At 58.9% G+C, this 12559-nt stretch carries 10 protein-coding genes and 1 pseudogene; 4 read left to right on the plus strand and 7 right to left on the minus strand.

Annotation, left to right across the window (positions count from 1 at the left end):
- Positions 1-434 precede the first annotated feature (434 nt).
- Positions 435-1199, minus strand: a complete 765-nt coding sequence (locus tag GJ746_RS07215) for an SDR family NAD(P)-dependent oxidoreductase (RefSeq protein ID WP_154679583.1) — start codon at positions 1197-1199, stop codon at positions 435-437.
- Positions 1200-1381: 182 nt separating this feature from the next.
- Between GJ746_RS07215 and GJ746_RS07220 the strand changes: the two genes are divergently transcribed.
- Together GJ746_RS07220 and GJ746_RS07225 are read left to right on the plus strand one after the other, a co-directional pair.
- Positions 1382-2719: an aspartate aminotransferase family protein gene (locus GJ746_RS07220; protein WP_154679584.1), complete on the plus strand. Its 1338-nt coding sequence runs from the start codon at positions 1382-1384 to the stop codon at positions 2717-2719.
- A 252-nt stretch (positions 2720-2971) separates the two neighbouring features.
- Positions 2972-3064: pseudogene (locus GJ746_RS07225) on the plus strand (GNAT family N-acetyltransferase); the annotation flags it as partial.
- 102 nt (positions 3065-3166) lie between these two features.
- On the opposite strand, the gene betA reads toward GJ746_RS07225, so the two are convergent.
- Genes betA through betI form a run of 3 tightly spaced genes read right to left on the minus strand, consistent with a single transcriptional unit; the run spans position 3167 to position 6922 of the window.
- Positions 3167-4831 (minus strand): choline dehydrogenase, encoded by a 1665-nt coding sequence (gene betA, locus GJ746_RS07230; RefSeq protein ID WP_154679585.1) that lies wholly within the window; start codon positions 4829-4831, stop codon positions 3167-3169.
- Positions 4832-4845: 14 nt separating this feature from the next.
- Positions 4846-6318: a betaine-aldehyde dehydrogenase gene (gene betB / locus GJ746_RS07235; RefSeq protein WP_154679586.1), complete on the minus strand. Its 1473-nt coding sequence runs from the start codon at positions 6316-6318 to the stop codon at positions 4846-4848.
- A gap of 10 nt (positions 6319-6328) precedes the next feature.
- Positions 6329-6922, minus strand: a complete 594-nt coding sequence (gene betI / locus GJ746_RS07240; protein WP_154679587.1) for a transcriptional regulator BetI — start codon at positions 6920-6922, stop codon at positions 6329-6331.
- 128 nt (positions 6923-7050) lie between these two features.
- Here betI and GJ746_RS07245 point away from each other — a divergent pair, with 128 nt between their 5' ends.
- Together GJ746_RS07245 and GJ746_RS07250 are read left to right on the plus strand one after the other, a co-directional pair.
- Positions 7051-9084 carry a choline transporter gene (locus tag GJ746_RS07245; protein ID WP_154679588.1) on the plus strand — a complete coding sequence of 678 codons (2034 nt, stop codon included), beginning with the start codon at positions 7051-7053 and terminating at the stop codon, positions 9082-9084.
- Between the two features lie 222 nt (positions 9085-9306).
- A complete protein-coding gene (locus tag GJ746_RS07250) occupies positions 9307-9459 on the plus strand; it encodes a Hok/Gef family protein (RefSeq protein WP_004130292.1) in 153 nt (50 codons plus the stop codon).
- 193 nt (positions 9460-9652) lie between these two features.
- Here the strand turns inward: GJ746_RS07250 and GJ746_RS07255 are convergent, their stop codons facing one another.
- The 3 genes from GJ746_RS07255 to GJ746_RS07265 all read right to left on the minus strand — a co-directional run bounded on the left by GJ746_RS07255 (position 9653) and on the right by GJ746_RS07265 (position 12551).
- Positions 9653-10438, minus strand: a complete 786-nt coding sequence (locus GJ746_RS07255) for an SDR family oxidoreductase (protein ID WP_154679589.1) — start codon at positions 10436-10438, stop codon at positions 9653-9655.
- Between the two features lie 199 nt (positions 10439-10637).
- A complete protein-coding gene (locus GJ746_RS07260; protein ID WP_154679590.1) occupies positions 10638-11435 on the minus strand; it encodes an SDR family oxidoreductase in 798 nt (265 codons plus the stop codon).
- A gap of 60 nt (positions 11436-11495) precedes the next feature.
- Complete coding sequence (locus tag GJ746_RS07265) at positions 11496-12551, minus strand: ABC transporter permease (RefSeq protein ID WP_004100048.1); 1056 nt, start codon at positions 12549-12551, stop codon at positions 11496-11498.
- Positions 12552-12559: the final 8 nt, after the last annotated feature.

The following is a 12559-nucleotide window of genomic DNA, read 5'->3' on the forward strand; positions in this document are numbered from 1 at the left end:
GGAGGCAGACTGGGTAGCCCGGACAGGCGCGGCAGCGCCGCCTCCGGGAGATGTTCATGCAGCTATGGATATGTCTCTGAAACAACGTGTTATGCAGCGATGCCCTGGCCCCCGCTGAAATCGGCGAACCGGAGGGCCGAAGACAAGGGCTGGCCGCCAGGGATGGCGGCCAGAGGCGAATCGAGACAGGGATGTCGAGTTGAGCCGACCGCAGGCTGAGGACCGGGAGGTGAGCGCAGTGCGTAGCACCGATTTCTTTGCGGGACCGCGGGGATTGTAAAGGGGGAGACGGTTTTCTCCCCCTTTACCCGTTCACGTACCACGGTGAGACATTTTCTGCGAAATAGCGGTGAACGGAACCACCTACCACACCGTCCCGGAGGCGGCGCTGCCGCGCCTGTCCGGGCTACCAGGCCCGGGCGCGGCGGCTGATGTCAATCCCGATCGATCGCAAACGGCTGCCAGGCTTGACGCACCGGCATCACCTCGACCCGGTTGATATTCATATGGTCCGGCAGCGTGGCGATATAAAACATCTGTTCGGCAATATCCCGCGCGCTCAGCGGCGTGGTGCCGCGATACAGGTTGTCCGACGCCGCCTGGTCGCCTTTGGTGCGCACCAGGGTAAATTCCGTTTCGGCAATCCCCGGCGCGAGATCGGTCACGCGCACCCCGGTCCCGAGCAGATCGCAGCGCAGGTTATAGCTGAACTGCTTCACGAAAGCCTTGCTGGCGCCGTAGACGTGGCTGCCAGGATAGGGCCACTGCCCGGCGATAGAGCCAATATTGATGATGCTCGCCCCCGCGCCGTGACGAATCAGCGTCGGCAGCAGGGCATGAGTCACGTTGACCAGTCCGGTGACGTTGGTGTCGATCATCGTTTTCCAGTCGTCCAGATCCACTTTCTGCGCGGGCTGCGGCGACAGCGCCAGCCCGGCGTTGTTAATCAGCGTCGTGATATCGGCGAATTCAGCGGGCAGCGCCAGCACGGCCGCGGCGACCGCATCGCTATCGCGCACGTCGAGTTCGATGATATGCACCGCCACCTGCGAGGCGAGCTTATCCTGTAGCGTCTTCAGCCGCTCAACACGGCGTCCACTCAGCACCAGCGACCAGCCCGCATCGGCGAAGACCTGCGCCGCCGCTTCGCCAAAACCCGAGGTCGCCCCGGTAATAAACACCACTTTGCTCGTTGCCATTTCATTCTCCTGTGCAGATTGTCGCTCCCACTATAAAAACCGCACGCGCGCGGGCACAGAGCCAGTCGGCGCGCGGCGATGTGACACGGTGTCACATCATTTTTGCCTGACTGGCTCTATCCGTTTCTGCCCTGAACGACCAATGATGAGGCCAACGACAACGACATGAGAGAGGGCAGGGTATGAAGCTGGCACTACAGAACGAAGTAGCAATAAGCAATGATGAAGTTCGGCAGCTGGATCGCGCTTATGTGTTTCATTCATGGTCGATGCAGGGCAATTTACATCCGCTGGTGATCGCCGGGGCTAAAGGCTGCGAGCTGTGGGATTACGAAGGCAATACTTACCTGGATTTCAGCAGCCAGCTGGTCAACGTCAACATTGGCTATCAGCATCCGCGCGTGCTGGCGGCGATGAAAGCCCAACTGGAAGAACTGGTGACCATCGCGCCCGCCACCGCCAACCTCGCCCGCGGCGAAGCGGCGAAGCGCATCGTCGAGCTGGCGCCGGAAGGCTTTAGCAAAGTGTTCTTCACCAATGCTGGCGCTGACGCCAACGAGAACGCCATCCGCATGGCGCGGCTCTATACCGGGCGCGATAAAGTGCTCTCCGCCTATCGTTCCTATCACGGCAATACCGGCAGCGCCATTGCCGCCACCGGCGACTGGCGCCGGGTGCCGAACGAGTATTCCCGCGGCCACGTACACTTTTTCAATCCCTACCTCTATCGCAGCGAATTTAACGCCGCGACGGAAGAGGAGGAGTGCCAGCGCGCGCTGGCTCATCTGCGGCGGATGATTGAGTGCGAAGGCCCGAACGCGATTGCCGCGATTCTGCTGGAGTCGATTCCGGGTACTGCCGGGATTCTTGTCCCGCCCGAGGGCTATATGCAGGGCGTGCGGGCGCTGGCCGATGAGTTCGGCATTGTCTTGATCCTTGATGAAGTGATGGCCGGTTTTGGCCGTACCGGGAGCTGGTTTGCCTTTGAGCAGGATGGCGTGGTGCCGGATCTGGTGACTTTCGCCAAAGGGGTGAATGCCGGCTACGTCCCGGCCGGCGGCGTGCTGATTAGCGAGCCGCTCGCCCGCTACTTTGATGACCATTTCTTCGCCGGAGGGCTGACCTATTCCGGCCATCCGCTGGCGATGGCGGCGATTGTCGCCACCATTGATGCGATGAAAGAAGAGAAGGTGGTGGAGAACGCGGCGACCATCGGCAACAAGGTACTGCGTCCGGGGCTGGAAGCGCTGGCGGAGAAGCACGCGCTTATCGGCAACGTGCGCGGCCGCGGTCTGTTCCAGGCGCTGGAGCTGGTCAGCAGCCGCGAGCGGAAAACCCCGCTGACCGCTGCCGATATGGCGGCGATTAAAGTTGCGTTAACCGAAGCTGGTCTGCTGGCGTTTGTGGTGGAGAACCGCATTCACGTGGTGCCGCCGTGCACCATCAGTGCCGAACAGGTGGCAAAAGGGCTGGCGATTTTTGATGCGGTATTTGCCCGCTTCGCGAACCTGGCGAAGTAGGGGGGATGATTTCCCGGGTCGCGGCGTAAACGCTTCACCCGGGCTAACCACTTCCAGGTAGCAGTGAACCCGTAGCCCCGCTAAGCGTAGCGCGAGCGGGGGCGGGTTTTTACCCTACCTTAGACCAATGGTTTATTCTGCAAGCCATCTTCCGGCTATCCGGCTTTCTTGATATAACAATTTGATAACACTACGGGAGAGATAAGCGTGCCGGAAATCAATGAGTTTGGTCAGCAGGTCAAGGATCGCGTGCCCGTGCGCGATGCGGCGCTGCAGGCGTGGCTGGCGCCGGAGAACTTTGATGCCGAAGGGCGGCAGATAAAGCGGCTGGAAACGTTTCGTTGAATTCAGGACGAGCGCCGATGAATAGCCCGAATAAGCGTAGCGCAATCCCGTAAAATCGTGGCCAGGCCGGGTGAGGCGTCGCCGCCACCCGGCATAGATCGTTTAGCGGCGAACCGGCGCATCCCCGGCGACATAATAAGTCGCGGTACTGCGCGGCAGCGGCTGGCGGCCGCGAATGGCGTCAGCCATTTTCTCGCCAATCATAATCGTGGTGGCGTTAAGGTTGCCGGTAATAATCTGCGGCATAATTGAGGCGTCTACCACGCGCAGGCCCTCCAGCCCGTGAACCCGACCTTCGCCATCGACCACCGACATCTTGTCGTAGCCCATTTTACAGGTGCCGCACGGATGGAAGGCGGTTTCCGCATGATTGCGCACGAACTCATCCAGCTCGGCATCGCTCTGGCACTCCGCACCCGGGCTGATCTCCCGGCCGCGATAGTTATCCAGCGCCGGCTGATGCATGATTTCGCGGGTAATACGAATCGCATCGCGAAACTCCTGCCAGTCCTGTTCGCTGGACATATAGTTAAACAGAATCGCCGGATGCTGGTGCGGATCGCGCGATTTCAGCCGCACGTGGCCGCGGCTCGGGGAGCGCATGGAGCCCACGTGGCACTGGAAGCCGTGCTCTTTTACCGCATTTGAACCGTTATAGTTAATCGCGACCGGCAGGAAATGGTACTGAATATTCGGCCACGCAAACTCCTCGCGGCTGCGAATAAATCCACCCGCTTCAAACTGGTTGCTGGCGCCGATGCCGGTTCCGCTGAACAGCCATTCGGCGCCGATTTTCGGCTGGTTCCACCACTGCAGCGCCGGGTAGAGCGACACCGGCTCTTTGCATTCGTACTGCAGATACATCTCCAGATGATCCTGCAGGTTCTCGCCGACGCCGGGCAGGGCGTGTACCAGCGGAATATCGAACTGGCGCAACAGTTCCGGGCTGCCGACGCCGGATCGCTGCAGGATTTGCGGCGAGGCGATAGCCCCCGCGCAGAGCAGCACTTCTTTGTTAGCGGTGGCTTTTGATGGCGCGGTGCTGTCGCCTTCCAGCCATTCGACGCCGACGGCGCGCTTGCCGGCAAAAATAATACGATCGGTCAGCGCGTGGGTGCGAATGGTCAGATTGGCGCGCGCGCGGGCCTGGTCGAGATAGCCGCGTGCGGTGCTGGCGCGGCGTCCCTGCGGCGTCACGGTACGATCCATCGGGCCAAACCCCTCCTGCTGGTAGCCGTTAAGATCGTCGGTGCGCGGGTAGCCTGCCTGTACGCCGGCTTCGATCATCGCGTGGAACAGCGGGTTGTTGCCCTGCTTAGGCGTGGTGACGCTGACCGGGCCGTCGCCGCCGTGGTAGTCGTTAGCGCCGATATCGCGAGTTTCCGCTTTGCGGTAATAGGGCAGACAGTCGAGGTAGCTCCAGTGTTCAAGCCCCGGCGCCGTGGCCCAGTTATCGAGGTCCATGGCGTTGCCGCGGATATAGCACATGCCGTTGATCAATGAGGAGCCGCCGAGGCCCTTACCGCGCCCGCACTCCATGCGGCGGTTATTCATATGCGGCTCGGGTTCGGTCTCGTAGGCCCAGTTATAGCGCCGACCCTGCAGGGGAAACGCCAGCGCGGCGGGCATCTGGGTGCGGAAGTCGAAACGGTAATCCGGGCCGCCCGCTTCCAGCAGCAGGACGGTGGTGTCAGGATCTTCCGTCAGTCGTGTAGCCAGTACGTTGCCGGCGGAACCGGCACCAATAATAATGTAGTCAAACTGCAAAAATGACCTCCTGGTTAAAATATGGATTGAAACTGACCCATCTCAACCTGGATGGATTTTACCTGGGTGTAGCTCTGTAGCGTCTGCACGCCGTTTTCGCGGCCAATCCCGGAGTGCTTGTAGCCGCCGACCGGCATCTCCGCCGGGGATTCGCCCCAGGTGTTGATCCAGCAGATCCCGGCCTCCAGCCGATGAATCAGACGGTGGGCGCGGTTTAAATCCGGTGTGACCACGCCGGCAGCGAGGCCGTATTCGGTGGCATTGGCGCGGCGAACCGCTTCTTCCTCATCGTCGTAGCTCAGAATCGATATCACCGGGCCGAAGATCTCTTCGCGGACGATGGTCATCTGGTCATCGCAGTCGGTAAACACCGTCGGGGCGACCCACGCGCCGTGGTCGAAGCCTTCCCCTTTCAGCACTTCGCCGCCGCAGAGCAGGCGCGCGCCTTCTTGTTTACCCGTCTCGATGTAGCGCAGCACGTTCTCGCGGTGAGGGAAGCTCACCAGCGGTCCGAAGTTGGTGCTTTCAGCAAACAGATCGCCGGGGCGGATACGCGCCACGCGAGCGAGGATTTTTTCTTCAAACGCCGATTTCAGGCGCGCCGGAACGAAGACTCGCGTGCCGTTGGTACAGACCTGGCCCGAGCTGTAGAAGTTAGCCATCATCGCGATGTCGGCGGCGAGGTCGAGGTTGGCGTCTTCACAGACGATCAGCGGCGATTTGCCGCCCAGCTCCATGGTCACTTCCTTCAATGAGGAGGCGGCGGAGTTGGCCATCACCTTTTTGCCGCTGGCGACGCCGCCGGTAAAGGAGATTTTGGCGATGTCCGGGTGCTCGGTGAGATACTGGCCGGTTTCGGCGCCGGTGCCCGGCAGCACGTTAAATACGCCCGCCGGTAGTCCCGCTTCGCGGTAAATTTCCGCCAGCTTCAGGGCGGTGAGCGGGGTGACTTCACTCGGCTTAAAGATCATCGCGTTACCGGCCGCCAGCGCCGGGGCTGATTTCCACAGGGCTATCTGGATCGGATAGTTCCAGGCACCGATCCCGGCGACGACGCCCAGCGGTTCCCGGCGGGTATAGACGAATGAACTGTCGCGCAGCGGGATCTGGCTGCCTTCCAGCGCCGGGATCAGGCCCGCGTAGTACTCCAGGACATCTGCACCGGTGACGATATCGACGGCGGCGGTTTCGCTCAGCGGTTTGCCGGTATCGAGAGTTTCCAGACGCGCCAGTTCGTCGTTGCGCTCGCGCAGAATATCGACCGCTTTACGCAGAATGCGCGAACGTTCCATCGCGCTCATCGCCGCCCAGATTTTTTGCCCTTTTTGGGCGCTTTTTACCGCCCGGTCGACGTCTTCACGGCCGGCGGCCTGGACGGTCGCCAGCACTTCCCCGCTGGCGGGGTTAATGGTCTCGAAGGTTTTACCGCTGGTGGCGGAGACATAACCACCGTGGATATAAAGCTGCTGTTCGGCCATTCGGGACATGGGTCCTCCATTATTGAGAAGTCGGTGGCAGATATTTGCTGATGAAGTGCTCGGCGAGCGTTTCGGCGCGGGCTTTATCCAACGGTTTACCGCTTAGCGCCGCGCGCAGCCACAGCCCGTCGATCAGCGCGGCGAGACCGTATCCGGCCTCCTGCGCCTCTTCGCGCGGCAGAGCGCGCTGGAACTCATAGACGATATTCGACAGCAGGCGTCGGCTGCTGACCTGCTGCAGACGATAGAGCATCGGCTGATGCATGCTGCTGGCCCAAAAGGCGAGCCAGGCCTTCATCGCCGCGCTGCTTATCTGACTCTCGTCAAAGTTTCCCGCTACGATGGCGCGCAGGCGCTCCTGAGGAGAGGCGCCGGGCAGAGCGTGCAGACGGCTTAATACCGCCTGGCGCAGCTGGCCGGTGATATCGCGCATCGTCGCTTCCAGCAGCCCGTTCTTATCCTTGAAATAGTGGCTGATGATGCCGGTTGATACGCCAGCCCGTCGGGCAATTTGCGCAATGGTGGCATCGTGCATTCCCACTTCATTGATCGCGGCCAGGGTCGCGTCAATGAGCTGCCGCTGCCGTATCGGTTGCATCCCCAGTTTGGGCATTTCTCAGACTCCATTCATCAGCTTTGTTTATCTATTAAAGCGGTTTTTGATTGGACGTTCAATATAAAATGTGTCTTAATTGTTTCCGATTTTGGTTCTAATAGTTACAAAAAAAGTAAGGAGAATGGATGACAGACCTTTCGCCGAGCAGAGAAAAGGACAAAATCAATCCGGTGGTTTTTTATACTTCCGCCGGACTGATTTTGTTGTTTTCCCTGATGACTCTCTTCTTCAGCGATTATTCCGCGGCCTGGATTGGCCGTACCCTGAACTGGGTTTCAAAGACCTTCGGCTGGTATTATTTGTTGGCCGCGACGCTGTATATCGTGTTTGTGGTGTGCATCGCCTGCTCGCGTTTCGGTTCGGTGAAGCTCGGACCGGAGCACTCGAAGCCGGAGTTTAGCGTGCTCAGCTGGGCGGCAATGCTGTTCGCCGCTGGTATCGGGATCGACCTGATGTTCTTCTCCGTTGCCGAACCGGTGACCCAGTATATGCAGCCGCCGGAAGGGGCGGGGCAGACCATGGAGGCGGCGCGCCAGGCGATGGTATGGACGCTGTTTCACTACGGGCTGACCGGCTGGTCGATGTATGCCCTGATGGGGATGGCGTTGGGATACTTTAGCTATCGTTATAATTTACCCCTGACCATCCGCTCCGCGCTCTATCCTATCTTTGGCAAAAAGATTAATGGCCCTATTGGCCACACCGTGGATATCGCCGCCGTTATCGGCACCATTTTTGGTATCGCCACCACCCTTGGCATTGGCGTGGTGCAGCTCAATTATGGCCTCAACGTGCTGTTTGACATCCCGGATTCGCTGGGGGCGAAAGCGGCGCTGATCGTGCTGTCGGTGATAATCGCCACCATCTCTGTGACCTCCGGGGTGGACAAAGGCATTCGTATTCTTTCCGAGCTTAACGTGGTGCTGGCCCTCGGCCTGATCCTGTTCATCCTGTTTATGGGCGATACCGAGTTCCTGCTCAATGCGCTGGTGCTTAACGTCGGCGACTACGTGAATCGTTTTATGGGTATGACTCTGAACAGCTTCGCCTTCGATCGTCCGGTAGAGTGGATGAACAACTGGACCCTGTTCTTCTGGGCGTGGTGGGTTGCGTGGTCGCCGTTTGTCGGTCTGTTCCTGGCGCGTATTTCACGTGGACGTACCATTCGTCAGTTCGTGCTGGGGACGCTGATTATCCCCTTCACCTTTACCCTGCTGTGGCTGTCGGTGTTCGGCAACAGCGCGCTGTACGAAATCATCCACGGCAATGCGGCCTTCGCCGCCGAGGCGGTCGCCCACCCGGAGCGCGGATTCTATAACCTGCTGGCGCAGTATCCGGCGTTTACCTTTAGCGCTTCGGTGGCGACGATTACCGGCCTGCTGTTCTACGTGACCTCCGCGGATTCCGGGGCGCTGGTGCTGGGTAACTTCACCTCGAAGCTGAAGGATATCAACAGCGATGCGCCAAACTGGCTGCGGATCTTCTGGTCGGTGGTCATCGGCCTGCTGACCCTCGGCATGCTGATGACTAACGGCATTTCCGCCCTGCAGAACGCAACGGTGATTATGGGGCTACCGTTTAGCTTCGTGATCTTCTTCGTGATGGCGGGGTTGTACAAGTCGCTGAAGGTCGAGGATTATCGCCGCGAGAGCGCCAACCGCGATACTGCCCCGCGCCCGCTTGGCGTACAGGATCGCCTGAGCTGGAAGAAGCGTCTGTCGCGGCTGATGAACTATCCCGGCACGCGCTATACCCGCCAGATGATGGAAACGGTATGCTTCCCGGCGATGGAAGAGGTGGCGCAGGAGCTGAAGCTGCGCGGCGCCTACGTTGAGCTGAAAAGCCTGCCGCCGGAAGAGGGGGATAACCTGGGCCATCTCGACCTGCTGGTGCATATGGGCGACGAGCAGAACTTTATTTATCAAATCTGGCCGCAGCAGTACTCCATTCCCGGCTTTACCTACCGGGCGCGTAGCGGGAAGTCGACCTACTATCGTCTGGAGACCTTCCTGCTGGAAGGGAGTCAGGGCAACGACCTGATGGACTACAGCAAAGAGCAGGTCATTACCGATATTCTTGACCAGTACGAGCGTCATTTGAACTTTATCCATCTGCATCGCGAAGCGCCGGGCAACAGCGTGACCTTCCCCGGAATGTAGGCCATCTAAACGTTTTCTGAAAAAGGGATTTGACTGGTTAAATATACAGTGAGAAACGCAGGGAGGCGTATGATGGCGGCGGGTGCCTGAGGCTTTCTGCGTTCAGGCTTAGGTGAGGATTCAGAAAGACGAAGCCCCAGGAGATGTTCCCATCAACCTGAGGCTCACGATCCAACCCTAGCACGTTGGATAGTAGCCTCTTCTTCGCATGGAGGCAACGAGATGCTGACAAAATACGCCCTGGTGGCAATCATCGTGCTGTGTCTGACAGCGCTGGGATTGACGTTAATGGTGCGCGACTCGCTGTGCGAGCTGAGCATCAAAGAACGTAGTATGGAGTTCAAGGCCGTTCTCGCTTACGAAACGAAGAAGTAGCCGGTATGCGGGGAGCTATCCCCGCTTATCCGCAGGCTGGGTAAGGAACCTTAAGGCACCTTTTTTCTGCTTATGGGGGCAGGATGGACGGCGAGAGAACATCGACCGGTTAAAACAATCGCGCCGCCACCCTGCATACTGCTTCGCCGGTCGCTGTCAGTATATTGATATCCATACCGGCATTCGGTCCGTTCTACCAGCAGACAAAGCCGCCGTCGACGACCAGATCAACCCCGGTACAGAATGATGCCGCATCGCTGGCAAGGAACAGCGCCGGACCGGCCATCTCTTCCACCTTCGCCATACGCTGGATCGGCGTCTGGCTTTCAAATTCGCGGGTCTGGTGAACCATCTCTGGACGGGTGTTCATCGGCGTGGCGGTGTAGCCGGGACTGATGGAGTTCACGCGGATCCCTTTGCCGATCCACTCCATCGCCAGGCTTTTCGACAGGTGGATCACCCCCGCTTTAGAGCAGTTATAGTGCGCCTGATCGAGGCCCCGATTAACGATGATGCCGGACATCGAGGCGATATTAATAATCGAGCCGCCGCCAGATTCCTGCATCAGCTCGGCTTCCGCCTTACAGGAGTTCCACACGCCAGTGAGGTTGATGTCGATAACCCGCTGCCACTGCTCGGTTTCCATCTCAAGCGCCGGATTGGCATTAGCAATCCCGGCGGCGTTTACGGCGACATCAAGGCGGCCAAAGCGGCTTTTGGCCAGCGCAACACCGGCGCGCAGGTCGCTAAGCTGACGGACATCGCCGGTGTAAAAACAGGCTTCTCCACCAATGGCTTCGATATTGTTTACGGTTTCAGCAAGGCCCCCGTCTTCGCGTAGATCAAAGCAGACTATCCGAGCGCCCGCGCTGGCGAGGCCATAAGCAATCATCTGGCCGATACCGCTGCCTGCGCCGGTCACAAAAGCGACGCGGTCCTGTAGATTAAACAGCTGTTGGGCAAAATCTTTTGCGATCATAGTTATTACTCTCTAAAAAATATTCTTTAGCATGCCCGGTGTTGGCGTTCCCGGAGGCGGCGCGTTGCGCCTGTCCGGGCTACCAGACGGTGCTGATCTGTTGTTTCCCCGGATTGCGGCATAAACGTCTTATCCGGGCTACAAAATTGTGCCGACCGGAAGCCCGGGTAAGGCGTCAGCCGCAACCCGGGGGACCGCATTACGACATAATCAGGCCGCCATCTATATTGATGGTCTGCCCGGTGAGATAGCGCGCGTCATCGGAGGCGAGAAACGCCACCAGACCAGCAACGTCTTCCGGTTTACCGGCACGCTTCATCGGAATGCCTTCGACCCACTCCGCCATCAGCTCGCCCTTACCGTAGCGTTTCTGCTCGGTGCTGAGGATCTCGCCCCATACCCGGTCGTTGTAGTCCCACATTTCGCTTTCAATAATGCCCGGACAGAAGGCGTTGACGGTGATATTCCACGGCGCCAGCTCGTGCGCCAGGCTTTGGGTAATGCCGATAACGCCCATTTTGCTGGCGGCATAGTGCGGGGTATAAATAAAGCCCTGACGCCCCTGGCCGGAAGAGGTATTGATCAGGCTGCCGTGGTTCTGCTTAACCATATATTTGGCGGCTTCGCGGCAGCACAGCCAGACGCCGGTGGTGTTAACGGCGAGCACTTTTTCAAAGTCGGCTTTCGGCATACGATCGTAATAGTCGATAGTGATCACGCCCGCGTTCTGGATAGAGACGTCAATGGTGCCGAAACGCGCCGCCGCCCGCTCGTACAGTGACTGCACCTGCGCTTCGTCGGTGACATCAACCTGCAACGAAAGAATATCGGCCTGATAGCGCTGGCGTAAGGTTTCCGCCGTTTCGTGGACGCGCTCGGCGTTAGAGACCATCACCAGATTCGCCCCGTCGCGCGCAAAGCGCTCGGCGATACCGGCACCAATTCCGCGGCAGGCGCCGGTGATAACAACCGTTTTGTTCTCGAAATTTCTTTGCATGTTTTTCATCCCTTATAGAAGCCGGACGCCGGTGCGTCCGACGGGGTAATAAAGACGTTATTAACTGGTGGCACCTGCCGCAGCCAGCTTCTCCTCATGGCGGCGCATCAGGATGACTTTGTTTTGTAGTTTTTGCTGGAACTGGTCGACAACGACCGCGGTGACGATAACCACGCCCTTAATGACCATCTGCCAGAAATCGCTGACCCCCATCATCACCATGCCATCAGCCAGGAAGACGATAACGAACGCGCCGATAATAGAGCCGGTAACCCGGCCACGGCCGCCTGCCAGCGCGGTTCCGCCGAGCACGGTGGCGCCGATAGCGTCCATTTCGAACATATTGCCGGTCATCGGGTGCGCGGTTTGCAGCTGTGAGGCGACGATAAGACCAACGAACGCCGAGCACAGGCCGGAGAAGGCGTAAACAAAGATTTTTGCCTTGACGATAGGTACACCTGCAAGGCGAGCGGCGGATTCATTACCGCCGATAGCGTAGATATAGCGGCCCAGCGGGGTTTTGGTGGTCAGCCAGTAGCCCAGCAGCAGGAAGCCGATCATCAGCCAGATTGGCAAATAAATGCCCATCAGCGTTCCGGATCCCAGGGTGGAGAAACCGGTATTGCCCAGCGCTTCCATGCCGTTAAGGTTCGGGTAGGTGCTGCCGTCGTTGAACAGCAGCGCCGAACCCCTGGCGACATACATCATGCCCAGGGTGCAGATAAAGGGCGCCACGCCGAAGCGGGTGATTACCGCGCCGTTAACAAAGCCGACCAGTACGCCGAAGAGCGCCACGCAGAGGATCACTTCCGGCACGTTGAAGAAAATGACGCTGCCGTTCCACAAGGGCAGGCCGTTAGTTAATAGCGCCCCGGCAACCATGCCGCAGATCCCGGCGACGGCGCCAACGGAAAGGTCGATACCGCCCGTCAGAATAACCAGCGTCATACCGATGGCCAGCAGGCCGGTGATGGCCACGTGCTGGGTCATAATCAGCAGGTTAGATGTGGTCAGGAAATTCGGTACCATCACGCTGAAAAACGCGATAACCAGCAGCAGAGCGATAAACGTTCTGGCTTTCAGCAGGTACATATAAATCATATATTTCTGGTTCATGATGGGTT

The sequence above is a fragment of the Klebsiella oxytoca genome (genome assembly GCF_009707385.1).
Taxonomy (GTDB): Bacteria; Pseudomonadota; Gammaproteobacteria; order Enterobacterales; family Enterobacteriaceae; genus Klebsiella; species Klebsiella oxytoca_C.